21 protein-coding genes and 1 pseudogene are annotated in these 22,842 nt (G+C 67.6%); 14 read left to right on the top strand and 8 right to left on the bottom strand.

Annotated elements, in window-relative coordinates; translation table 11 throughout:
- Nucleotides 1–11: 11 nt before the first annotated feature.
- The gene (locus tag ACEQXV_RS11770; protein ID WP_370269295.1) at nt 12–1,151 is read right to left on the bottom strand and encodes an ABC transporter ATP-binding protein; all 1,140 of its coding nucleotides are present in this window, start codon (nt 1,149–1,151) and stop codon (nt 12–14) included.
- Nucleotides 1,152–1,231: 80 nt separating this feature from the next.
- Nucleotides 1,232–2,317 carry a polyamine ABC transporter substrate-binding protein gene (locus ACEQXV_RS11765; protein ID WP_370254654.1) on the bottom strand — a complete coding sequence of 362 codons (1,086 nt, stop codon included), beginning with the start codon at nt 2,315–2,317 and terminating at the stop codon, nt 1,232–1,234.
- 143 nt (nt 2,318–2,460) lie between these two features.
- Here ACEQXV_RS11765 and ACEQXV_RS11760 point away from each other — a divergent pair, with 143 nt between their 5' ends.
- The 6 genes from ACEQXV_RS11760 (at nt 2,461) to nagA (ending at nt 9,611) form a co-directional block, all read left to right on the top strand.
- Nucleotides 2,461–3,111, top strand: a complete 651-nt coding sequence (locus tag ACEQXV_RS11760) for a GntR family transcriptional regulator (RefSeq protein ID WP_370254651.1) — start codon at nt 2,461–2,463, stop codon at nt 3,109–3,111.
- Between the two features lie 331 nt (nt 3,112–3,442).
- A complete protein-coding gene (locus ACEQXV_RS11755; RefSeq protein ID WP_370269294.1) occupies nt 3,443–4,831 on the top strand; it encodes a glutamine synthetase family protein in 1,389 nt (462 codons plus the stop codon).
- A 24-nt stretch (nt 4,832–4,855) separates the two neighbouring features.
- On the top strand, nt 4,856–6,250 hold the full coding sequence (locus tag ACEQXV_RS11750; protein WP_370269293.1) for an aspartate aminotransferase family protein: 1,395 nt from the start codon (nt 4,856–4,858) through the stop codon (nt 6,248–6,250).
- 5 nt (nt 6,251–6,255) lie between these two features.
- The gene (locus ACEQXV_RS11745; protein ID WP_370269292.1) at nt 6,256–7,557 is read left to right on the top strand and encodes an NAD(P)/FAD-dependent oxidoreductase; all 1,302 of its coding nucleotides are present in this window, start codon (nt 6,256–6,258) and stop codon (nt 7,555–7,557) included.
- Nucleotides 7,558–7,611: 54 nt separating this feature from the next.
- A complete protein-coding gene (locus ACEQXV_RS11740; protein ID WP_372525724.1) occupies nt 7,612–8,475 on the top strand; it encodes a BadF/BadG/BcrA/BcrD ATPase family protein in 864 nt (287 codons plus the stop codon).
- Nucleotides 8,472–9,611 (top strand): N-acetylglucosamine-6-phosphate deacetylase, encoded by a 1,140-nt coding sequence (gene nagA, locus ACEQXV_RS11735; RefSeq protein ID WP_370269289.1) that lies wholly within the window; start codon nt 8,472–8,474, stop codon nt 9,609–9,611. Before ACEQXV_RS11740 ends, nagA begins: the two co-directional genes overlap by 4 nt.
- Before the next feature lie 183 nt (nt 9,612–9,794).
- Here the strand turns inward: nagA and ACEQXV_RS11730 are convergent, their stop codons facing one another.
- Nucleotides 9,795–11,855, bottom strand: coding sequence for a von Willebrand factor type A domain-containing protein (locus ACEQXV_RS11730; protein ID WP_370269288.1), 2,061 nt, complete (start codon nt 11,853–11,855; stop codon nt 9,795–9,797).
- The gene (locus ACEQXV_RS11725; protein ID WP_370269286.1) at nt 11,852–12,388 is read right to left on the bottom strand and encodes an RNA polymerase sigma factor; all 537 of its coding nucleotides are present in this window, start codon (nt 12,386–12,388) and stop codon (nt 11,852–11,854) included. Before ACEQXV_RS11725 ends, ACEQXV_RS11730 begins: the two co-directional genes overlap by 4 nt.
- 305 nt (nt 12,389–12,693) lie before the next feature.
- Here ACEQXV_RS11725 and hisD point away from each other — a divergent pair, with 305 nt between their 5' ends.
- Nucleotides 12,694–13,962, top strand: coding sequence for a histidinol dehydrogenase (gene hisD, locus ACEQXV_RS11720; protein ID WP_370269285.1), 1,269 nt, complete (start codon nt 12,694–12,696; stop codon nt 13,960–13,962).
- A gap of 118 nt (nt 13,963–14,080) precedes the next feature.
- Here the strand turns inward: hisD and ACEQXV_RS11715 are convergent, their stop codons facing one another.
- Together ACEQXV_RS11715 and ACEQXV_RS11710 are read right to left on the bottom strand one after the other, a co-directional pair.
- Nucleotides 14,081–14,722 carry a ChrR family anti-sigma-E factor gene (locus ACEQXV_RS11715; RefSeq protein ID WP_370254237.1) on the bottom strand — a complete coding sequence of 214 codons (642 nt, stop codon included), beginning with the start codon at nt 14,720–14,722 and terminating at the stop codon, nt 14,081–14,083.
- Nucleotides 14,719–15,279, bottom strand: coding sequence for a sigma-70 family RNA polymerase sigma factor (locus ACEQXV_RS11710; protein WP_370254236.1), 561 nt, complete (start codon nt 15,277–15,279; stop codon nt 14,719–14,721). The genes ACEQXV_RS11715 and ACEQXV_RS11710 overlap by 4 nt, the downstream gene beginning before the upstream one ends.
- A 183-nt stretch (nt 15,280–15,462) precedes the next feature.
- Here ACEQXV_RS11710 and ACEQXV_RS11705 point away from each other — a divergent pair, with 183 nt between their 5' ends.
- Genes ACEQXV_RS11705 through ACEQXV_RS11685 form a run of 5 tightly spaced genes read left to right on the top strand, consistent with a single transcriptional unit; the run spans nt 15,463 to nt 19,933 of the window.
- Entirely contained in the window at nt 15,463–16,749 is a 1,287-nt protein-coding gene (locus tag ACEQXV_RS11705) for an NAD(P)/FAD-dependent oxidoreductase (protein WP_370269284.1), read from the top strand.
- Complete coding sequence (locus ACEQXV_RS11700; RefSeq protein WP_370254233.1) at nt 16,746–17,492, top strand: DUF1365 domain-containing protein; 747 nt, start codon at nt 16,746–16,748, stop codon at nt 17,490–17,492. Before ACEQXV_RS11705 ends, ACEQXV_RS11700 begins: the two co-directional genes overlap by 4 nt.
- Nucleotides 17,492–18,661: a class I SAM-dependent methyltransferase gene (locus ACEQXV_RS11695; protein ID WP_370269283.1), complete on the top strand. Its 1,170-nt coding sequence runs from the start codon at nt 17,492–17,494 to the stop codon at nt 18,659–18,661. The genes ACEQXV_RS11700 and ACEQXV_RS11695 overlap by 1 nt, the downstream gene beginning before the upstream one ends.
- Nucleotides 18,658–19,206 carry a DUF3833 domain-containing protein gene (locus ACEQXV_RS11690; RefSeq protein WP_370254230.1) on the top strand — a complete coding sequence of 183 codons (549 nt, stop codon included), beginning with the start codon at nt 18,658–18,660 and terminating at the stop codon, nt 19,204–19,206. The genes ACEQXV_RS11695 and ACEQXV_RS11690 overlap by 4 nt, the downstream gene beginning before the upstream one ends.
- A 1-nt stretch (nt 19,207) precedes the next feature.
- A complete protein-coding gene (locus ACEQXV_RS11685; protein ID WP_370269281.1) occupies nt 19,208–19,933 on the top strand; it encodes an SDR family NAD(P)-dependent oxidoreductase in 726 nt (241 codons plus the stop codon).
- Between the two features lie 16 nt (nt 19,934–19,949).
- Here the strand turns inward: ACEQXV_RS11685 and ACEQXV_RS11680 are convergent, their stop codons facing one another.
- Together ACEQXV_RS11680 and ACEQXV_RS11675 are read right to left on the bottom strand one after the other, a co-directional pair.
- Entirely contained in the window at nt 19,950–20,903 is a 954-nt protein-coding gene (locus ACEQXV_RS11680) for a magnesium transporter CorA family protein (RefSeq protein WP_370269280.1), read from the bottom strand.
- Between the two features lie 388 nt (nt 20,904–21,291).
- Complete coding sequence (locus tag ACEQXV_RS11675; protein WP_370254227.1) at nt 21,292–22,392, bottom strand: AraC family transcriptional regulator ligand-binding domain-containing protein; 1,101 nt, start codon at nt 22,390–22,392, stop codon at nt 21,292–21,294.
- A gap of 65 nt (nt 22,393–22,457) precedes the next feature.
- Here ACEQXV_RS11675 and ACEQXV_RS11670 point away from each other — a divergent pair, with 65 nt between their 5' ends.
- Together ACEQXV_RS11670 and ACEQXV_RS11665 are read left to right on the top strand one after the other, a co-directional pair.
- Entirely contained in the window at nt 22,458–22,625 is a 168-nt protein-coding gene (locus ACEQXV_RS11670; protein WP_370254225.1) for a hypothetical protein, read from the top strand.
- A gap of 14 nt (nt 22,626–22,639) precedes the next feature.
- Nucleotides 22,640–22,842 (top strand): annotated as a pseudogene (locus tag ACEQXV_RS11665) (glycine zipper family protein); the annotation flags it as partial.

Genomic DNA, 22,842 nt, shown 5'->3' with positions numbered 1-22,842 from the left:
ATGATCGCCCCCTAGCTCGCCAGGACCAGGCCGGCCGTGTCGGTCCACGACAGCCAGACCTCGTCTTCCCAGGTGAAGTTGCGCCGCGACAGGCGGCGGTTGTTGGCGGTCTGCGCCTTGATGATCGTGCCGTCATCCAGGACCACGTGATAGGTCGAGATATTGCCCAGGTAGGCAATGTCATGGATGCGGCCCTGGACGACGTTGTTGACGTCCTCGGGGCGCTCGGCGCTGATTGCCACTTTCTCGGGGCGGATGGCGAAGGTGGCGCGGGCGCCATTGGCCAGCCCCTCGCCGGCGGTGCCGATCAGCTCGGGCTTGCCCTCGGCCCAGGACAGGCTTGCCAGCCCGTCTTCCTTGAGCGTCGCACTGCCTTCCAGCAGGTTCACCTCGCCGATGAAATCGGCCACGTAGACGGAATTGGGGGTCTCGTAGATGCGCGCGGGCGTGTCGACCTGGATCACCTTGCCGTTGTCCATCACCGCCACGCGGCTGGCCACGGTCATCGCCTCTTCCTGGTCGTGGGTCACGCTCACGAAGGTGGTGCCGGTCTTTTCCAGGATGTCCATCAGCTCGAACTGGGTCTGCTGACGCAGCTTCGCATCGAGCGCGCCGAGCGGTTCGTCAAGCAGCAGCAGCTTGGGCGCCTTGGCCAATGCCCGCGCCAGCGCCACGCGCTGCCTCTGGCCACCGGAAATCTGGTGCGGCTTGCGCTTGGCGAATTTCTCCAGCCGCGTCAGGCGCAGCATTTCCTTGACCCTCTCGGGGATCTCTTCCTTCGACATCTTCGAGCGCTTGAGCCCGAAGGCAATGTTGTCCCACACCGTCAGATGCGGAAACAGCGCGTAGGACTGGAACATCATGTTCACTTCGCGCCGGTTCGGCGGGATACCCGCCATGTCCTGTCCGCCGATGGTGATCTTGCCCTGCGTGGGGGTCTCGAACCCGGCCAGCATCCGCATCAGGGTGGTCTTGCCACAGCCCGATGGGCCGAGAAGGGCAAAGAATTCCTTGCGGTAAATCCTGAGGTCGATGTCGTCGATCGCGGTGAAGTCGCCGAAGCGCTTGGTCACGCCGTCGAACCGGATCAGCGGTTCTTCGTCGGGGTTCAGCCAGGGGGCGAACTCGGCAGGTTTCTGGGGGGCTTTCATGCTGGCTCCTTGGCCCGGTCGTGTCGCAGGACGCCCGGGGGAAAGCCCCCGGGCGTCTGCAGGTCAGGTGGATCGTCGGCTCAGGTGCCGGACTTGATCCGGGTCCACATGCGGGTCACGACACGCTGCACGCGCGGGTCGTAGGGCGTGGTGGTGTAAAGGTTTTCCAGCGTCGCCGCGTCGGGGTAGATGGCGGTGTCGCCGATCACGTCCTCGACCAGGAATTCCTGCGATGCCAGGTTGCCGTTGGCGTAGTAGACGTAGTTCGACGCGGCAGCCATGTTTTCCGCATCCATGATGAAGTTCAGGAACGCATGGGCACCTGCCGGGTTCGGCGCATCGGCCGGGATGGCCATCATGTCGAACCACATCAGGGCACCTTCCACCGGCGCGTTGTAGGCGATCTCGATGCCGTTATCGGCCTCGGCCGCGCGGTCACGCGCCTGAAGGATGTCACCCGACCAGCCGAAGGCCACGCAGATGTCGCCATTGGCCAGCGCGTTGATGTATTCCGAGCTGTGGAAGTTCTGGACGTAGGGACGCACTGCGGTCAGCAGCGGTTCGGCCAGCGCGATCACGTCGGGATCGTGGCTGTCAGGATCCTGGCCCAGGTAGTTCAGCGCCGCCGGGATCATCTCGGTCGGGGCGTCGAGGAAATGCACGCCGCATTCGGCCAGGCGTTCCATGTTCTCGGGCTCGAAGATCAGCGCCAGCGAGTCGATCGGGGCGTCTTCGCCGAGGATTTCCTGCACGCGGCCCACGTTCACACCGATGCCGGTGGTGCCCCACATGTAGTTGATGGCGTAGACGTTGCCGGGGTCATACTGGGCGGTGCGTGCCTGGATCACGTCCCACAGGTTGCCCGCGTTGGGCAGCATGTCGTAGTCGAGCGCCTGGAAGGCACCGGCCGCGATCTGGCGCTGCAGGAAGGTGCCCGAGGGGACCACCACGTCGTATCCCGACCCACCGGCCAGCATCCGGGTTTCGAGCAGTTCGTTGGAATCGAACACGTCATAGATCAGGTCATAGCCGGTCTCGGCCTCGAACTGGGTCAGCAGTTCTTCGTCGATATAGTCGGACCAGTTGTAGACGCGCACTTCTTCTGCCGCAGCGGAAAGCGCGATCATGGACCCCGCCGCCGCCAGCATTACAACCCTGTTAGTCATCCGCAGTTCTCCCGTTGGACTGAGTGATTTCTTTTTTATTTGATCAAAATCTCGATTCGGCGCAAGAATTTTGTGGGAATCACCCGTATCCTGTATCCGAATGGACCAATTGACCCGGAAACCGACTATGGAAGGCCTGTGACGTGACCGCAAGTGATCCTAAATTGCCTGAACATGAGGCGATCTACAAAAAGATCCGCAACATGATTCTCTTCGGCGAGGTGCGGCCGGGACAGGGCGTGACGATCCTGGGGCTCAAGGATGCCGTGGGCGCGGGCGTGACGCCGGTGCGCGAGGCGATCCGCAGGCTGACCGCCGAAGGGGCGCTGGAGGCGTTGGGCAATCGCCGGGTCTGCGTGCCCGAGATCAGCGCGCAGCGGGTCGATGAAATCTACTTCGCCCGCTTCGCCATCGAGCCCAAGATGGCCGAGATCGCCGCTGGCAAGATCACCGACGAAGAGGTGGCCCATCTCGACATGCTGGATGCCCGCATCGACGACGCCATAGATCGTGGGGATGTGGAAGCCTACCTCGAGGGCAACTTCCGCTTCCACTTCGCGCTCTACGACATTGCCCAGACCCCGATCCTGCGCAAGATCGCGACCTCGCTCTGGCTTCAGTTCGGGCCCTCGCACCGGGTCGTGAGCGGGCGCTACGGCACCTCGAACCTGCCCGACAAGCATTCCGAAGCGCTGGAGGCGCTGCGCCAGCGCGACCCCGAGGCGACCGCTGTCGCCATCCGCGAGGATATCGAGCAGGGCCTTCAGTTGATGACCCAGGCACTGAACGCCTGAGCCGCCCGGCGGGCGGCGTCGGGGCCCGAAAAACCCCGGTGCCCGGCGTGCACCCCCCGTACACCCCCTGGGCACCCCCCGGGCAGACCGCGCGGCGAAAACCGCCCATTCGCGCCCGGCGGTCGGCACCCGCAGGGTGCCCCTGCGCCCCCGGCCCGACCCCTTCGGCCGCCCACCCTGCAAAGAGGCCCGACCTTTGGTCGCACGGCCCCGATTGACAGCTTCGCTTTTTTGATCATATTCTGAGTGCAGGCGACTGACCGATATCCATGCCCCGGCATGCGGTGTCGCGCCGGGCCTTTTTGACCAATCACCATCGCGGCAGTACAACATGAGACCCCCCCGCAAAGCGAAGTCCGACGCGGATTGGATCGCCAATCTGCCAGAGGCGTTCCAGGATTACCTGGACGGCCGCCGGCTGGAGGAGGTGGAATGCATCATTCCGGACCTCGCCGGCACCTCCCGCGGCAAGGCAATGCCCACCTACAAGTTCCGGCCCGAGGAAACCTTCTTCCTGCCCATCTCGCTCTTCTACCAGACGATCTCGGGCGAATATGTCGACCTGAACATCGAGAACCAGTGGCTCGAATACGATGTCGTGCTGACCCCCGACATGGCCACGGCAACCGCCGTGCCCTGGGCCGATGACCCCACGCTGCAGATCATCTGCGACCTGTCCACCCGCGAGGGCCAGCCGCTGTCCATCGCGCCGCGCAACGTGCTGCGCAAGGTGCTGGCGCTTTACGCCGAGAAGGGCTGGCGTCCGGTGGTGGCCCCCGAGATGGAATTCTACCTGACCAAGCCCAACACCGACCCCAACGAGGAAATCGAGCCGCCGCTCGGGCGCACGGGGCGCAAGGGCGCCAGCCGGCAGGTCTATTCCATGGCCGCGGTCGACGAATACGGCCCCGTCATCGACACGATCTACGACTATGCCGAGGATCACGGCTTCCGCATCGACACGGTGATCCAGGAAGGCGGCGCGGGCCAGATCGAGATCAACCTGCTGCATGGCGACCCGCTGCGCCTGGCCGACGAGGTGTTCTATTTCAAACGCTCGATTCGCGAGGCGGCACTGAAGAACGGCATTTTCGCCACCTTCATGGCCAAGCCCATCCGCGACGAGCCGGGCAGCGCGATGCACCTGCATCAAAGCGTGGTCGACGCCAAGACCGGCAAGAACATCTTTTCCAACAAGGATGGCAGCGCCTCGGACGCGTTCCGCCATTTCATCGGCGGATCGCAGAAATACCTGATGCAGCTGGTGCCGCTGCTGGCGCCCTACGTCAATTCCTACCGCCGGATCACGGTCGAGGGGCAGAGCGCGCCCTCGAACCTGGAATGGGCCAGCGACAACCGCACCACGGGCATCCGCATCCCGACCTCGAAGCCCGAGGCTCGGCGGGTGGAAAACCGGGTGATCGGCATGGACTGCAACCCCTACCTGGCCATCGCCTCGTCGCTGGCGGCGGGCTACCTGGGGATGGTCAACAAGGACGAGCCGCGCCCCGCCGTCGAGGTGGAGGTCTGGGAAAGCGAGGAATCGCTGCCGGCCAGCCTGGGCGAGGCGCTGGACATCTTCGAGGAGGCCGGGGAAATCCGCGCCATCCTGGGCGAAGAGTTCTGCCAGCTCTACGGCGACATCAAGCGCGCCGAGAACGAAGAATACCAACGCGAGATTTCGCCGTGGGAACGTCAGCACCTGCTGCTGAACGTATGACGGCGTAACGGGAGAACACCTGAGATGAACATGATCACCAACCACATGCCGACGGCGGAATTGCAGGCGCTGGATGCGGCGCATCACCTGCACCCGTTCTCGGCCAACACCGCGCTGGGGCAAGAAGGCGCCCGCGTCATCACCCGCGCGCGCGGGGTGACGCTGACCGATTCCGAGGGCAACGAGATTCTCGATGCCATGGCGGGGCTGTGGTGCGTCAACATCGGCTATGGCCGGGACGAGCTGGCCGAGGTGGCCGCGCGCCAGATGCGCGAGCTGCCCTATTACAACACCTTCTTCAAGACCACCCATGTGCCGGTGATCGCGCTGTCGAAGAAGCTGGCCGAGCTGGCGCCGGGGGATCTCAACCACGTCTTTTATGCCGGTGGCGGGTCCGAGGCCAATGACACCAATAACCGCATTGTGCGCACCTACTGGCAGTTCAAGGGCAAGCCCTCGAAGAAGGTGATCATCAGCCGCAAGAACGCCTATCACGGCTCCACCGTGGGGTCGGCCTCGCTGGGCGGCATGTCGGCGATGCATGAACAGGGCGGCATCCCGATCCCCGACATCCACCACATCAACCAGCCCAACTGGTGGGCCGAGGGCGGCGAGATGAGCCCCGAGGAATTCGGCCTGGCGCGTGCGCGCGAGCTGGAAGAGGCGATCCTGGAACTGGGCGAGGACCGCGTGGCGGCCTTCATCGCCGAGCCCGTGCAGGGCGCGGGCGGCGTGATCGTGGCCCCCGACAGCTACTGGCCGGAAATCCAGCGCATCTGCGACAAGTACGAGATCCTGCTGATTGCCGACGAGGTGATCTGCGGCTTCGGGCGCACCGGCAACTGGTTCGGCAGCGAGACGCTGAACATCCGGCCCCACATCATGACCGTGGCCAAGGGCCTGAGCTCGGGCTACGCGCCGATCGGGGCCTCGATCGTCTGCGACGAGGTGGCCGAGGTGATCAGCTCGGGCGAGTTCAACCACGGCTACACCTATTCGGGCCACCCGGTGGCGGCGGCCGTGGCGCTGGAAAACCTGCGCATCCTCGAAGAGGAAAACATCATCGGCCATGTCCGCGACGTGGCGGCGCCCTATCTCAAGGCCAAGTGGGAGGCGATGGTGGACCATCCGCTGATCGGCGAGGCCAAGATCGTCGGCATGATGGGCTCGCTCGCCATGACGCCCGACAAGGCCAGCCGCGCCGCCTTCGCCGCGCCCGCGGGCACCGTGGGTCTGATCGCGCGCGAACGCTGCTTTGCCAATAACCTGGTGATGCGCCACGTGGGCGACCGGATGATCATCTCGCCGCCGCTGGTGATCACGCCCGAGGAGATCGACACGCTGATCGCGCGGGCCACCAAGGCGCTGGATGAAACCTATGCCATCGCAAGCGATCGCGGGCTGCTGGTGCCGGCCTGAGCCACATGGACCTTCTCAGCGTCAATGACAGGCCGGGGGAATATCCCCCGTCCTACTACGCCCATGCCGCGTCCCCCCTGCCCCGCTTTGCCCGGGCGGAGGGCGAGATCGCCTGCGACGTTGCCGTGGTGGGCGGCGGGTTCACCGGGCTGTCGGCAGCCTGGCACCTGGCGCAACGGGGCTACGACGTGGTCTTGCTGGAAGCCAGCCGCGTGGGCTTTGGTGCCTCGGGGCGCAATGGCGGCCAGGTGGGCCAGGGCCAGCGGCTGGAGCAGGACGAACTGGAAAGGATGCTGGGGCTGGAAACCGCCCGCGCCCTGTGGTCCATCGCCAACCAGTCGGTCGAGCTGGTGCGCGAGCTGGCCGCGCGCGACGAGGTGCAGGCGCGCTTTCATCCCGGCGTGATCCATGCCGCGCACCGGGCGCGCTACGTGCCCGATTACGCCGCCTATGCCGAGAAGCTTCAGACCGAATACGGCTATGACCAGATCCGGGCGCTCGACCGCGACGAGCTGCGCGCGCTGGTGGGCTCGCCCGCCTATCACGGCGGCACGATCGACATGGGCGCAGGTCATATCGATCCGCTGCAACTGGCGCTGGGGCTGGCGCGGCTGGCCACGGGCGCGAGCGTGCGCATCCACGAAACGTCGCGGGTGACCCGGATGGAGCCGGGAACGTCCGTGCGCCTTCACACCGAGACCGCCCGGGTCAGCGCAAGCCATGTCGTTCTGGGCTGCAACGGCTATCTGGGCCATCTCTCGCCCGAGGTCGCCTCGCGGGTCATGCCCATCAACAACTACGTGGTGGCCACCGAACCTCTGGGCCCCGAGCGGCAGGAAGAGATCATCCGCGGCAATCACGCGGTGGCCGACAGCAAGTTCGTGGTCAATTACTTCCGCTTCTCGGACGATCACCGGCTGCTCTTCGGGGGCACCGAAAGCTATGGCTACCGGTTCCCGCGCGACATCGCCGCCAAGGTGCGCCGCCCGCTGGCCGAGATCTTCCCGCAGCTGGCGGACGTGCCGATCACCCATGCCTGGGGCGGCACCCTGGGGATCACCATGAACCGGATGCCGCATTTCGAGCGGGTCGCGGGCAACGTGCTGAGCCTGTCGGGCTATTCCGGCCACGGGGTCGCGATGGCGACGCTGGCGGGCCAGATCGCCGCCGAAACCATCGCCGGCCAGGCCGAGCGCTTCGACGTGATGGCCAGCGTCCCCTCGCCGCGCTTCCCGGGCGGACCGGCCATGCGCTGGCCGCTCCTGGTGCTGGCCATGGTCTGGTTCAGCCTGCGCGACAGGCTCTAGCCCCTGCCATCAAACCATCTGGTCTTTTGGCCCGTGCTCGGGAAAAGTGAGACCATGATGAACAAGATCAATCGTCCCGATCTTCTGGCCGTCGACGGCGGCGGCAGCGGCTGCCGCGTGGCGCTGGTCTGGCAGGGTATCCGGCTGGAGGCCACCGGCGGGCCGGCCAATGTCTTTACCGATCCCGAAGCCGGGGCTGCCGCGATCGACGAGGCCCTGATCCATATCGCCTCGAAAGCGGGTATCCGCCGCCGCGACCTGTCCGCCCTGCCCGCCTACATGGGCGTGGCGGGCGTGATGACCCATGCCCAGGGCGTGGCGCTGGCCCAACGTCTGCGCCTGCCCGGCGCCGTCATCGAGGATGACCGCCGCGCGGGCGTGACCGGGGCCCTGGGCGCCTCGGACGGGGTCGTCGCCATGTTGGGCACGGGGTCATTCTTCGCGCGGGTCACGGGCGAGGGCATGACGGTGATCGGGGGCTGGGGCCATCGGTTCAGCGACGAGGGATCGGGCGCGTGGATCGGTGCGCGGCTGCTCCGCGCGGCCTTCCGGGCCGCCGACGGGCGCGGGCCCGACTCGCCCCTTGTCGCGGAGTTCCTCGATGCGCATGGCGGGGCGCTCGGCCTGTTGCGCAGTCACGCCACGGCGGGGGCCGAACGGCTGGCCGCCCTTGCGCCGGCTGTCTTCGACGCCCCTGAGGACCCGGTCGCGCGGGTGATCCTGGAGGCGGCCGTGACAACGGTGAAAAGTGCGTTGGCCGACCTGGGCTGGGACGGGGCGGATCCCGTCTGCCTGGCCGGCGGCATCGGGCCACGGCTCGCGCCCCATTTCGGCGCGCCGCTCAGACCGCCCGAGGGCAGCGCGCTTGACGGGGCGCTGCGCCTGGCCGAGCGGCTGGCACAGGAGCGGGGCGCGTGATCGCCTGGCGCGCCAGGCGGCTCTTTGACGGAACCGCGTTCCGGACCGGAGCGGCGCTGCTGACCGAGGGCGAGACCATCACCGCGCTGGTCCCCGAGCGCGACATTCCCGACGGGGCCGAGCACCGCTTTGTCGAGGGCACGCTGGCCCCCGGTTTCGTCGATCTGCAGGTCAATGGCGGCGGCGGGGTCCTGCTCAATGACGCCCCCACGGTCGAGGGGCTCGCCCGCATCGCCCGCGCCCATGCGCGCCTGGGGGCCACGACGATCTTGCCCACGCTGATCACCGCGCGCCCCGAGCTGCAGGCCGCCGCGATCGCGGCCAGCATCGCGGCGGCCGAGGCGGGCGTGCCGGGACTTGCCGGGCTGCACCTGGAGGGGCCGCACCTGGCGCCCGCACGCAAGGGCGCGCATGACGGGGCGCTGATCCGCCCGATGGAGCACAGCGACCGCGCGACGCTGATCGACGCGGCGGGCCGCTTGCCGCTGCTGAAGGTGACGCTCGCCCCCGAGATCGTGGGGCCAGAGGCCATTGCCGCGCTGAGCGCGGCGGGGGTGCTGGTCTCGCTCGGCCATCCCGAGGCGCGCTTCGAGGACTGCCAGGAGGCCGCCGGGGCCGGGGCGCGGATGGTGACCCATCTGTTCAACGCCATGAGCCAGCTTGGCGCGCGCGCGCCGGGCACCGTGGGCGCGGCGCTGGAGGACGGGCGGCTGTGGGCCGGGCTCATCGCCGACGGGCACCACGTGGCCCCCGCCAACCTGCGCCTTGCGCTGCGCGCCAAGCGCGGACCGGGGCGGATCGTGCTGGTCAGCGACGCGATGGCGGTGGCGGGAACCGGGGACAGAGGCTTCCTGCTCGACGGGCGCGAGGTCATGCGCCGGGAGGGGCGGCTCACGCTGGCCGACGGCACGCTGGCGGGCGCCGACCTGACGCTGGCCCGCGCGGTGCGGGTGCTGGTGGATAGCGGCGCGGCGGAGGAGGCCGAGGCGCTGGCGATGGCCACCTCGCGGCCCGCCGAGCTGCTGGGGCGCGGCGATATCGGACGGCTGTGCAACGGCGCGCGGGCTGACCTGGTGGAGCTTGACGAGACCGGGGCGCTGGCCGGGGTGTGGCGCGGGGCGGAGCGCCTTGCCTGAGGGCTCGCCGCGCCTTCGGCGCGTCGACCCGGGCGCGATCCTGCGGATCGCGGGCAATTTTCCGCGGCGGAAAATTGATCCGGCAGACAGAAACGACCCCCGGGGGCGGGACATCCCCCGAGGGTCCGGCGCGGAGGCGCAAGGGACAGGCTGCTCGATCGCTCCGCGCCAAGCGCGGATGGCTCAGTCGGCGTCGAGGCTTTCGGCCAGGCGCATCAGCTGCACCGCCTCGAAACGGTAGCCGAACGCGTCGCTGCCGCGATTGGCATTGGCGAGCGCGATGGCATCCGCGTAGCTCCAGTCACCCAGGAAGCCCGAGCCGCGCAGAAGCTGGCCGAAGCCCGCGATGGCGGCGGCGAACTGCGCCTCGGGATCGGCGCTTTCGGCGGCCTCGATCGGGAACTCGATCAGCTGGCTTTCCTCCTCGCCCGGGGCCTTCCAGCGCAGGCGCAGGAAGCCAAGCTCGCCCTCGTGATCGTCCGCGATCACCGGCTCGGAACCGCCATAGCGCAGCGGATCGGTGAGCCGCGCGGGGCTGTCCACGGGCGTGACCTCGTAAAGCGCGGTCACGGAATGGCCCGCGCCAAGCTCGCCCGCATCCACGTCGTCATTGTTGAAATCCTCGCGCGCCAGCGCCCGGGTCTCGTAGCCGATGAGCCGGTATTCGGCGATCACGGCGGGATTGAATTCCACCTGGATCTTGACGTCGTCGGCGATGGGGAAAAGCGCGCCGGCCAGCTGGTCGACCAGCACGCGGCGGGCCTCGCTCAGCGTGTCGATATAGGCCGCGGTGCCATTGCCGTTCTGGGCCAGCGCCTGCATCGTATCGTCCTGCAGGTTGCCGCGCCCGAAGCCCAGCACCGAGAGATAGGTGCCGCTGTCGCGCTGGTCGGCGATGAAATCGGTCAGCGCCTCGGGATCGGAAATGCCGATGTTGAAATCGCCGTCGGTGGCCAGGAGGACGCGGCTGACCTCGCCCTCCTCGGACATCTGGCGCGCAAGCCCATAGGCCGCCTGCAAACCGCCCACGCCATTGGTCGAACCACCCGCCTGCAGGCTGGTGAGCGCCGCCTCGATGGCCTCCCGGTCGCTGGCGGGCGTGGGATCGAGTGCAACGCCCGCGCTGCCGGCATAGGTGACGATGGCGACCTCGTCCTCGGGCGTCAGACGGTCGAGCATCAGCCGGAAAGACTGGATGAGGAGTGGCAGCTTCTGCGGATCGTTCATCGAGCCGGAGGTGTCGATCAGGAACACCAGGTTGAGCGGCGGGCGATCCTCGATCGCGGGCAGCTCGCCCTGGAGGGCGATGCGCACCAGTTGCGTGTCGGGGTTCCAGGGCGTCTCGAAAACGCTCACCGTGGGGCGGAAGGGGCTGAGGTCGTCCTCGCCCGGCGCGGCGTATTCATAGGGGAAATAGTTGATCATCTCTTCGATGCGCACCGCTTCGGGGTCGGGCATCTGGCCCCGGTTGAGCGAGGAGCGCACCAGCGACCAGGAGGCCGTGTCCACGTCGATCGAGAAGGTCGAGACCGGGTCCTCGGCGGTGATCCGCAGCGGGTTGTCGTCGGCGTTGGCATATTCCTCGCGGTCGGGCTCGGGCGGGGCCACGATGTCGGGCGCGGCAAGCATCCCGCCCGCCGGGGCGGTGTTGCGGTAGCCCTGCGGGCTGGCCACCATGGCCCCGCCTTCCGCCCGCAGCCCGGCAAACCCGTCGGTGGGCGCGGGCGACGGCAGCGGTTGCACCATGGGTTCGGCCAGGATGATCGGGGCCATCTCATCGGCCTCTTCGATCTCGCGCAGGGTGCCGGGGCCCCTCTCGACGACGATATCGGCGGGGGCCTCTGCCCCGGTCTGCTGGCGACTCTCGGTCGCGCTGTCCCGGTCGAGTGCAGGTTCCTGCTCGGCCTCGGTGATGGTGGGGATGGGGGCCACCGGCGGGCGCAGCAGCTGCTGGCCCTGCGGGCTCAGCACCAGGACGCCCACGGCGACGAGGGCGGTGGTGGCGGTCAATCCGCCAAGAAGGGGTCGGGAAATCAGCATGTCGAAAGCTCCTTTGAAAAAGCCCCCCTGAGAGGGACGATCAGAGCTTTGACGGGGCTCGGGGCGCGATCCTTGGGCCGCGTCGAAATTTTTTCTGGCCAGCGCGATATTTTCCGCGCGCCGGGCGGGATCGGCGGCGGGGGTCGCGGCCTCCAGGGCCGATTTCAGAGCGTCGAGTTCATGATCTTCGGGGCGGGGGGTCATGGCGACTCCTCCTCTGTGCGAATACGGGCGAGCGCCTTCTTGGCCTCGGAGATGCGCCAGCTGACCGTGCCCTCGGAAACGCCAAGGATATCGGCCACCTCGGCATGGGTCAGGTCGTCGAGCACCAGCGCCAGCGTGTCGCGCAGGTTGTCCGACAGCTGCGCCATGGCGCGATGGAGCCAGGCGACCTGCGCGCTGTCCTCGGCGGCGGCCTTGCGGCGGTTCACCTCCCAGTCTCCCCATCCTTCGGCGGCACGGGCATGGGCGGCGGCGCGGCGGCGCCGGTCGGTCGCGGCGTTCACCGCCACACGGTAGAGCCAGGTCGTGACCCGCGCCTGGCCGCGGTAGCTGGCAAGCTTGGAAGGCAGCGCGGCGCAGATGTCCTGCGTCAGGTCCTCGGCCTCGGCGCGCGATCCGGTCAGCCGGAAGGCCAGCGCGAAGAGCCGGTCATAGTGGCGTTCAAGCAGCGCCTCGAAGGCGTCCGCATCGCCGCCAGCGGCAGCCAGGGCCAGATCCTGATCGGTGTCACTCATGCGCATGTCTTTCCTTGGACGCAGCTTAAGGCGCGATCCTTGGGGGGAAAGGGAAATTTTTTCGTCGCGGCCGGGACGGGGCAAGGCGCGTCGACGCGCCTTCACGCGGGGCCGTTCACGGCCCCGCCCCGGCGCGATGGTCACATCGCGCCGGGCAAGGCCGCGCCGGGGCGGCTTTTCACCCTGTGAAATCGGGGTTTTCAAGAATCCGAAATGACAGGTGTAACCCTCTATTTTCATTTACAAAATACCGAAATCCCGCAAGGCTGAGCGACGTCCAAGCCCCCAGTTTCAAGAGACTCGCCATGGCCCACACCCATATCAAGCAGGCCCAGCCCACGAACCCGGCGGATACGCGAGAACTGGCCGACCAGGTCACGCTGATGCTGCGCGTGATCGAGACCGAGGGCGAAGCGGCGGTGCGCCGCATGGCGGCGCAATTCGACAAGTGGGAGGGCGAGATCCTGCTGACCGACGCCGACCGGGCCCGCGCCATCGCCCGTGTGCCCGAGGAGGTCAAGCGCGACATCCGCTATGCCCATGACAATATCCGCCGCTTTGCCGAGGCACAGCGCGGCTCGGTCAGCGATTGCGAGATCGAGCTGGCACCGGGGCTTGTGGCGGGCCAGAGGCTCATCCCCGTTTCGGCGGCTGGCTGCTACGTGCCGGGCGGGCGCTATGCCCATGTCGCCTCGGCGCTGATGACGATCACCACGGCCAAGGTGGCGGGCGTGCCGCATATCACCGCCACCTCGCCCGCCAAGCCCGGCCAGGGCATTCCCGACGCCATCGTCTACACCATGGATCTTGCCGGCGCCGACGCGATCCTGGCGCTTGGCGGCGTGCAGGCGGTGGCGGCCATGGCGCATGGGCATTTCGGCCTGCCCGGGGCCGATATCCTGGTGGGTCCCGGCAACCAGTACGTGGCCGAGGCCAAGCGGCAGCTTTTCGGCCCGATCGGGATCGACATGGTGGCCGGCCCGACGGATTCGATGATCCTGGCCGATCGCAGCGCCGTGCCGGAAACCGTGGCCTGGGACCTGGTGGGACAGGCCGAGCACGGCCATAACTCCCCGGTCTGGCTGGCCACCAATGACGCGGCCCTGGCCCAAAGCGTGCTGGCGCTGGTGCCGCGTCTGATCGAGACCCTGCCAGAGCCCAATGCCGAGAACGCCCGGCTGGCCTGGGCGCGCCACGGCGAGATCATCCTGTGCGACAGTTTCGAGGACATGGCCCGCCTGGCCGATCTCTACGCGCCCGAGCATCTGCACGTGCAGGCCGAGGGGCTAGACTGGTGGCTCAACCGGCTGCGGGTCTATGGCTCGCTCTTCCTCGGGGCCGAGACCACGGTGGCCTTCGGCGACAAATGCGCAGGCCCCAACCACGTTCTGCCCACCTCTGGCGCGGCGCGCTACACCGGCGGGCTGTCCGTGCACAAGTTCCTCAAGACCGTGACCTGGCAGCGGGCCACGGCAGAAGGCGCGCGGCCCGTGGCCGAGGCAGCGGCGCGGATTTCCCGGCTGGAAGGCATGGAAGGCCACGCGCGCACCGCCGATATCCGGCTTCGGGGCTGAGATCGGCGGGCGACCCTTCGGGTCGCGATCCCAAGGCGGCACAGATAGGCAACAGGGATCGCCACCCGCAGGGTGGCCCCCGTCCGACCTTCAGTCGAAGGCCGACCAGTCGCGATCCTCAGATGCGAAACAAGGGCTGGAGCAGGCGCGGCATGAAGGTCTGGAATTTCAGCGGTGCGTCGGTGGCCGCGAGGCAGATGCAGGGCGCGCCCTCGCCCGCGACGGGGGTATGTTCCAGATCCTCATCGGCCACTTCAAGGTCGCCCACGCCGAAAGCGCCGGTTTCATCCGAGAAGCTGCCCTGCAGCACCAGAGTCATTTCCAACCCGTTATGCCCGTGGTCGGGCACGGCCCGGCCCGCCGGAATGTAGAGCAGCCTGAGGCTGCCCTCGGGCCCTGCCTCCAGGATCGACTGGCGCACGCCCATGCCGAGGCTCTTCCAGCGCGGTTCTCGGTTCTTGAGCGCCTCCATCACCGGGCCGGGATAGATCCCCTTGCGGACGGACTTTGCGGGGTCTGCGGGCAACTCCATGTCCAGCATTGCCAGTACATCGGCGCGCAGATCGTCCGACAGCGCCGCCGCGCCGGTGCCTTCCAGCACCACGCCGCCCGCGGTCTCGTGGGCGTCGAGCCCCGCGCGGCAGGACTCGCACATGGACACATGGGTGGCCACGACGACCTCGAAGACATGCGGCAGCGTGCCTGCGGCATAGGCGGCAAGGATCGCCTCGGGGATATGGTGGTTGATCGTATCGGTCATGGCTCTCGTAGCCCTTTGAGTTCGTGTCGCAGCCGTTCCAGCCCAAGGCGGATCCGGGACTTGATGGTGCCCAGCGGCAACCCGGTCTCGGCGCGAATTTCCTGATGGGTGAGATCGCCCAGATAGGCTTTCTCGATCATCGCGCGCTGTTCGGGCTTCAGCCGTTCCAGCGCTTGTTTTAGTTTCCCTGCTTCCTGTTCAAGGGCCAGGATCTGCCCGGGATCGGGTTCATGCCCGTCCTCGTGCTTCAATTCCTCCGGCATGGCGCGCCCGGTGCGGCGCATCATGTCGATCTGGCGGTTGCGGGTGACCTGGTAGATCCAGCCCGAAACCTGCGCCCGTTCCGGATCGAAGAGATGCGCCTTGCGCCACAGCGTCAGCATGACGTCCTGCACGATCTCCTCGGCCTGGCTGGGATCCGCGCCCGACCGGATCGCGAAGCCCTTTAGCCGGGGCGCGTAAAAGTCGAAGAGCCTGGCAAAGGCGGCTTTGTCGCGCGCATCGCGCACGGCCAGCATCCACTGCGTCTGCTCTGAATAATCGCGTTCGGGCGCCACGGCGTCCTTGTCCCTTGGGGCAGCCCGGACCCGCGCCGCGGGGCGCGTGACAGGGCGTGCGTCGTCTATGTCCGTCGCGATCAACATACGGCGAATACGGGGGCGCGCAAATTCTGGATCATTTTTGATCCGAAGTTTTTTTGCGCGCGTATCCAGCACGATACCAGCCTACCGGAGACAGACATGAGCTTTGACGCCCCCTTCCGCCCCTCGCGCCGCATTGCCATCATCGGTGGCGGCATTTCGGGGCTGGCCGCCGCCTGGCTTCTGTCGCGGCGCGACGCTGTCACGCTCTATGAAGCCGAACCGCGACTGGGTGGGCACGCGCGCACGGTTGTTGCGGGCAAGCGGGGCGATCAGCCGGTCGATACGGGCTTCATCGTCTTCAACTACGCCAACTACCCGCACCTGACGCGGCTATTCCAGGATCTCGACGTGCCGGTCGCAAAAAGCGACATGAGCTTCGGGGCCAGCGTTGACGGGGGCCGCATCGAATACGGGCTGGCCAGCCTCGACGCGCTGCTGGCGCAACGCTCGAACCTCGCGCGGCCCGGCTTCCTGCGCATGGTGCGCGACATCTTCCGCTTCAATGCCCGCGCCGAGGACCTGGCCGAGGATGACAGCGCCACGATCGGCGAGCTCATGGCCGATCTCAACCTGGGCCGCTGGTTCCGCGACTACTACCTGACCCCGCTGTCGGGAGCGATCTGGTCGACCCCGCCCGAACAGATCCTGTCCTTCCCGGCCAAGGCGCTGGTGCAGTTCTTCCGCAACCATGCGCTTCTGTCGACCTATGGCCAGCACCAGTGGTGGACCGTCGATGGCGGCAGCCGCGAATACGTGACCCGGCTGGAAGCGGCGCTGAAGGTGAGCGGGGCCACCCTGCGGGTGGCGACCCCGGTGCGCAGCGTGCGGCGCACCCCCGGCGCGGTCACCATCGTGACCGACGGGTCGGCCGAGGTTTTCGACGAGGTGATCTTCGCCTGCCATTCCGACCAGGCGCTGCGGCTGCTCGACCGGCCCACGGCCGCCGAGCAGCAGGCGCTCTCGGCGATCCGCTTCCAGGACAACGAGGTGTGGCTGCACCGCGACGAGGCCCAGATGCCCATGCGCCGCAAGGTCTGGTCCTCCTGGGTCTACCAGGCCGAAACCGGGGTCGAGACCGGCCACATCGGCGTCAGCTACTGGATGAACCGGTTGCAGAATATCCCCGAGGACGACCCGCTCTTCATCACGCTCAACCCTTCGAAACCGATCCCCGAGCACCTGGCCTATGACCAGGTCACTTTCCGCCATCCCGTCTTCGACCTCGGCGCGCTGAAGGCGCAGGAACAGCTGCGCGTCATGCAGGGGCAGAACAATACCTGGTTTGCGGGTGCCTACACGCGCCACGGCTTCCACGAGGACGGCTTTGCCAGCGCTGTGCGCATCGCCCGCGCGCTGGCCCCGCGCGAGGCGCTGGCGGCATGACCCACTGGCCCGAACACCTGAGATCCCAGACAACCCACGCGCGGCGCGGGTCGATCCGGCACGCCTTCACCCATGACGTGGATTTCGTGCTGATCGACCCCGACGCCAGCGCGGGCCCCGCGCTGTTTGCCCGTAACCGCGCGGGGCTGTATTCGGTGCAGGACCGCCACCATGGCGGCGCCCCCGGCCAAGGGCGCGGCGCGGCCTGGGCGCGCGAGGTCTTCGCAGCCCACGGCCTGGCCGACGCGCGCATCCTGCTCTTGACGCAACCGGCCTTTCTTGGCCGCGTCTTCAACCCGGTCAGCTTCTGGCTGGCCTTCCGGGGCGAGGCGCTCGTGGCGGTCATCTCGGAGGTCACCAACACGTTTGGCGACCGGCACAGTTATTTCAGCGCCCATCGCGACCTTGCCCCGATCGGCCCGCGCGACGTGCTGGAGGCCACCAAGGTCATGCATGTTTCGCCCTTCCAGGACATCGCGGGCGGCTATCGATTCCAGTTCCGCATCGCCCCCGACCGGGTCGCCATCCGCATCCTGCATGAAAACGGCCCCGAAGGCGTGGTCGCCACCCTGACCGGCAGCCGCCACGAGATGACCAACGCGGGCCTTCTGGCTGCCGCGATCCGCCGCCCGCTTGGCACCGCGCGCACCTGGATCCTGATCCACTGGCACGCGGCCCGCCTGAAACTCAAAGGGGCCATCTACCGCCCCCGCCCCGAAGCCCCGCTCGACGAGGTAAGCTGATGTTGTTTCTCACCACCCGTATCAAACGCGATTTCCTCGACAGCTGCGGGATGATCACCCGGGGCAGCCTGCGCCTGCGCACGCCCGAAGGCGAAATCTACGATTTCGGTCACGGCCAGCCCGAGGCCGAGATGACCATCCACGACTGGTCCGTGGTCACCGCCTGCGCGGCCAGGGGCGATATCGGCCTTGGCGAAACCTATGCCGCTGGCCTGTGGGACACGGACTCGATCTCGGACCTCTGCCAGGTGGCGCTGATGAACATGGAGCGGCTGGAAGCCTATGTCTACGGCGGCTTCTGGGCGCGGTTGGGCTACCGCCTGCTCAACACGGTGATGCGCGCCAATTCGCGCAGCGGCGCGGCGCGCAACATCCGCAAGCACTATGATCTTGGCAACGAGTTCTACGCGCTCTGGCTCGACCGGGGGATGACCTATTCTTCGGCGCTCTTTGCCGAGGGTGACACCGATCTCGACCGGGCGCAGGCGCGCAAGAATGCCCGCATCCTCGACCAGCTCGGCGGCGACAGCGTGCTCGAGATCGGCTGCGGCTGGGGCGGCTTCGCGGAAGCCGCAGCCGACCGGGGCCACCGGGTGACCGGGCTGACCCTGTCTGCCGCGCAGAAAGGTTACGCCGATGCACGGCTCGATGGCCGCGCCGAGATCCGCCTTCAGGATTATCGCGATGCGGGCGGGCGCTACGACAATATCGTGTCGATCGAGATGATCGAGGCCGTGGGCCAGCGCTACTGGCCCGCCTATTTCGCCACGCTCAAGGACCGGCTGGCCGTGGGCGGGCGCGCGGTCCTGCAGGTCATCACCGTGCCCGACAGCTATTTCGACATCTACCGGCAGGGCTCGGATTTCATCCGCACCCATATCTTCCCCGGCGGCATGCTACTGTCGCCCGGACAGATCAGGGCACAGGCGGCCAAGGCCGGGCTTTCGGTGGTCGATGACTACGCCTTCGGTCCCCATTACGCGGCCACCTGCGCCGCATGGCAAGGCCGGATGGCGGACGAGGCGACGCGCATCGCGCGTCTTGGCCTGCCCGAAGAGTTCCTGCGCGGCTGGCGCTTCTATCTCGGCTCCTGCTCGGCGGCGTTCCTGACCGGGCAGACCGGCGTGTCCCAGGTTGCCCTGGCCCATGCGGGGGAGGCGCGCGCATGACCTGGGTTCTTCTTGGCCTCACCGCCCTGCTGATCGGCTGGCTTGCCCTGCGCGCGCGCTTCAGCTTCCGCCGCCAGTCCCCCGACACCTATGCCGACACCGGCCCCGACTTCGACATCCGGCGGCACCTCAACGGGCCCATCCATTGCGAGGGCGTGATCTATGGTCCGCTCGGCACCGTGACCTCGCGCTTCACCGCAGACATGGAAGGCGAATGGAGCGGGGCCTCGGGCACCCTGGCCGAGCATTTCCGCTACGCGGGCGGCGGCACGCAGGACCGCAAATGGTATCTCGACGTGGCCAATGACGGCACCTTCACCGCCACCGCCGATGACATCATCGGCACCGGGCGCGGGGTCATGTCGGGGGCGACGGTGCGCATGCATTACCGCCTGCGGCTGCCCGAGGATGCGGGCGGGCATGTTCTGGACGTGACCGACTGGATGTACCTGATGGACAATGGCGTGATCATGAACCGCTCGGAAATGCGCAAATACGGGCTGCGCGTGGCCGAGCTGATCGCCACCATGCGCCCGGCCGCCTGACATGTTTTCAGGCAAGACCTACTGGCTGATCGGGGCCTCCGAAGGCCTGGGCCGCGCCCTGGCGGGCCTCATGGCCGAGGAGGGGGCACGGATGATCCTGTCGGCGCGCAATGCCGCGCGGCTGAAGGAGCTCGCAAGCAGCCTGCCCGGGGCCCGCGCCCTGCCGATGGACGTGACCGACGACGGCTCCGTCGCGGCAGCCGGTTTGGCGCTTGGCCCGATCGACGGGGTGATCTACTGCGCCGGGGCCTCCGAGCCGATGGCGGCGCAGGACTGGAACGCGGCGGCGGCGCTCCAGGTGTCGGAGGTGAACTTCACCGGGGCGCTGCGCGCGCTTGCCCCGGTTGTGCCGGTCATGGCCGCGCAGGGCGAGGGCCATATCGTTCTGATCGGCTCGCTTGCGGGCTTTCGCGGTTTGCCCGGCGCCATCGGCTACGGGGCCAGCAAGGCCGCGCTCATGCATCTGGCCGAGAATCTCTACATGGATCTTTCGGGCAGCGGCGTGAAGGTGCAGCAGGTCAATCCCGGCTTCATCAAGACGCGGCTGACCGACAAGAACGCCTTCGACATGCCCTATATCATAACCCCCGAAGAGGCCGCGCGACGCACGCTGAACGCCATGAAAAGCCGCCGCTTCGCGACCTCCTACCCTTGGCAGATGGCCGCCTTCTTCCGCCTCGGGGCGCTGATGCCGATCCGCTGGTTCCGCCGCCTGATGGGCGCCTGAACCGGGGGCCGGAAGGCTAGAGCCACTTCTTCCACTTGAAGACCAGGAAACAGCCAAGGGCCGAGGCCAGCATCGCCGCAAGGGCCGCAGGATAGCCCCAGGGCTGGTGCAGTTCCGGCATCGCGGCGAAATTCATGCCGTAGATCGAGGCAACCAGCGTCGGCGGCAAGAACAGCACCGCCACCACCGAGAAGATGCGCACGGTCTGGTTCTGCGCCAGCGTGATCATCCCGAGCGTGGCATCCACCGTCAGGCCGATCCGCGCCGACAGATGGTCGCTATGTTCCGACAGCGCCCCGATGTCGCGCATGAGCCCCGCGATCAGCCCCGCAACCGGCGCGCCGCGTTCGGTCGCCTCGAAGAAGCTCAGCGCCCGCTCCAGCGTCACCAGCGCCAGCCGCACACGGCCGATGACCTCGCCCTGCAGGCCCACCTGCCGCAGAGTTGCCTGCAACGCCCCCGGCTCGGTCGCACGGGCTTCCCCGAAGACCTGCCGCGCCGCCGCGTCCAGTTCGCGCCCCGCCATTTCCAGGTGATCGGCCAGGCGCGAGACGATGTCTTCCCACAGCCCCAGTAGCAGCCGCTCGGCAGAGGCGCAGCCCGCCGTGCTCTGGCCCGCGCGCACCGGGTAGGTCTCGAACGGGCGCGGCGCGTGGTGGCGCACGGTGATGAGCCGCCCATTGCCAAGGATGAAGGTTACAGGGCTGGCGACCTGCACCCCTTCGGCGTTTTGCCCCGGCAGCACGACGGTCAGGTATTCCACCCCCTCGTCGCGATAGAGCCGGTTCGAGATCTCGATCTCTTCCATTTCGGCCAGCGAGGGCACCGCCACGCCAAGCCCGCGCACCAGCGCCGCCTCGGCCTCGTCCGGGGCGAACAGGTCGAGCCACGCCACCCCTTCGCCGGCCCGCAGGGCCTGCGCGTCGCCGGGCATCAGCCCTTTCGCATTGGCCTCGAAGACCCTCAGCATGGACGCCTCCCGCGCGAAATTCCCTGCCCCACGATCCGCCAGAACCGCGCCCGCTGCAAGCGCGACTGCCCAACCTCGCTTCAAAATGGGTGCGGTAATTCCCAAGACGCGCCGCGAACCTGCCACAAAGCGCGGCGATTTTTACGCCCACGTAACCATAACAAGGAGACCGTCCATATGACCCTTTACCTGGCCTGTATCGCCACCGTCGTTTGCTGCACCATGGGGGCAAACGCCATCTACAAGTACATCCTGGCCCGCCGGGCCGAAGCCGACGAAGGCGCAGCAGCCGCCTGAGCCTCGGGGCGCTGAGAAAACCGAGGCGCGAGCAGAGATGGAAACGGCACCCTGATCCGGGTGCCGTTTTCTTTTGCCGCGAAGGGGGGCGTCAGGCCGCGCGGAACGCGCTTGGGGTCTGGCCGGTCCAGCGCCGGAAGGCACGCACGAAGGACGAAGGCTCGGAAAACCCCACCAGGTAGGCCGCCTGGTTGACCGACACCTTGCGCGCCGAGAGGTAATCCACCGCCATCCGGCGGCGCAGGTCGTCATGGATCGCGCCGAAAGTCGTGCCGTCCTCTTTCAGGCGGCGATAGAAGGTCTGGCGGCTCATGCCCATTTCGCCGGCCATCCGCTCCATCGAGATATCGCCCTCGTGCAGGATCGCCATCAGGCGCGCCTCGACCCGCGCCTTGAGCGAGCCGTCGCGCGCCAGCTCTTCCAGCAGCGCATCGGCCTTGCCCGCGAAAATGCCGAAGACATAGCGGCTGGTGCCCTCCCACTTGACCTCCAGCCAGCGGGGCTCGATGCGCAGCGCGTTGCGCGCGGCACCGAAGCGCACCGGCACGCGGTAAAGCTCCTCGTAGGCGGCCGCATGCGGCGGGGCGGCATGGGTCACCTCCATTTCCAGCGCGAACTCGGCCTGCGGGAAGCTCCGGCGAAACTCGCCGATGAAACGGGCAAAGGCGGTTTCGGTCAGGGCGGGGAAGCTGTTGGGATCGGGCCGGTTGTCGATGATCCAGATCTGCCCCGCCTCGGGGCTGACGCTGTAGCGCTCGGCCCCGTTCATCACGTCGATTTCCACCATCAGTTTCGAGTAGCGGTTGAGCTGCCGCATCGAGTCGGCCATCGAGGCCGAACTGTGAACGATCAGCCCGACGATCGAAACATCCTCCAGCCGCGTGCCCAGGCTGTAGCGGATGGGCAGCGCCCCGTCGCCCGTGGCGGCTGCCGCCGCCTCGATCAGCGCCTTGTAGGCGGAAAGCGGCACCCGCGCATCCTGGTCGGCCAGGTCGGCCTCGGACAGGCCCGAAGCGGCCAGAAGCGCCCCGCGCGTCCCGCCACAGTCCACCGCGTAATCCAGAAACCCGCCCACGATCCCGGCCGCAGCCGTGGGGCCCTTCACTGAAACCATCACGTCATTCCAATCGCTTTGGGTGGCAGGATTACCCACGCTGGCACGGATTGCCAACAGCTTGGAACGCTCGGTCATGGGAGAGGGCGCAGCCTGCGCCTAGATCGGCGGCATCGACAGCATAATCCCCAAAGGATACCCGGATGAAGATCTTCCTGACCAGCCGCCTCGCCCGCCGGGGCGCGATGAGCCCCCGCCGCGCCCTGGCGGGCCTGCCTGCCCGGTTGCGCCGCGACATGGGCCTGCCTGAGGCCCCGATGGCCCCACCGATGGCCCCCCTGCCCTTCCTCTCTGCCCTCCATCGCCTGTGAAAGGACCCTCTCCCATGAAATCCGCATCCATGCTTCTGCCCATCCTGATCCTGACCGCCGCCTGCGCAGGTCAGGGGGCCGACTATACGCCCGTTCTCGACGGCCCGCCGAGCGCCAGCTTCGCGACCGATCTGGCCGACTGCCAGGCGCTGGCCCGTGATCAGCGCCAGTTCGACCGCCAGACCGCCGGTGCAGCTGCGCTCGGCGCAGGTGTCGG

Source organism: Nioella sp. (assembly GCF_964229645.1).
Classification (GTDB): domain Bacteria; phylum Pseudomonadota; class Alphaproteobacteria; order Rhodobacterales; family Rhodobacteraceae; genus Nioella.
Note: the sequence above shows the minus strand (reverse complement) of the source record. Positions and strands in the feature narration are given on the sequence as shown.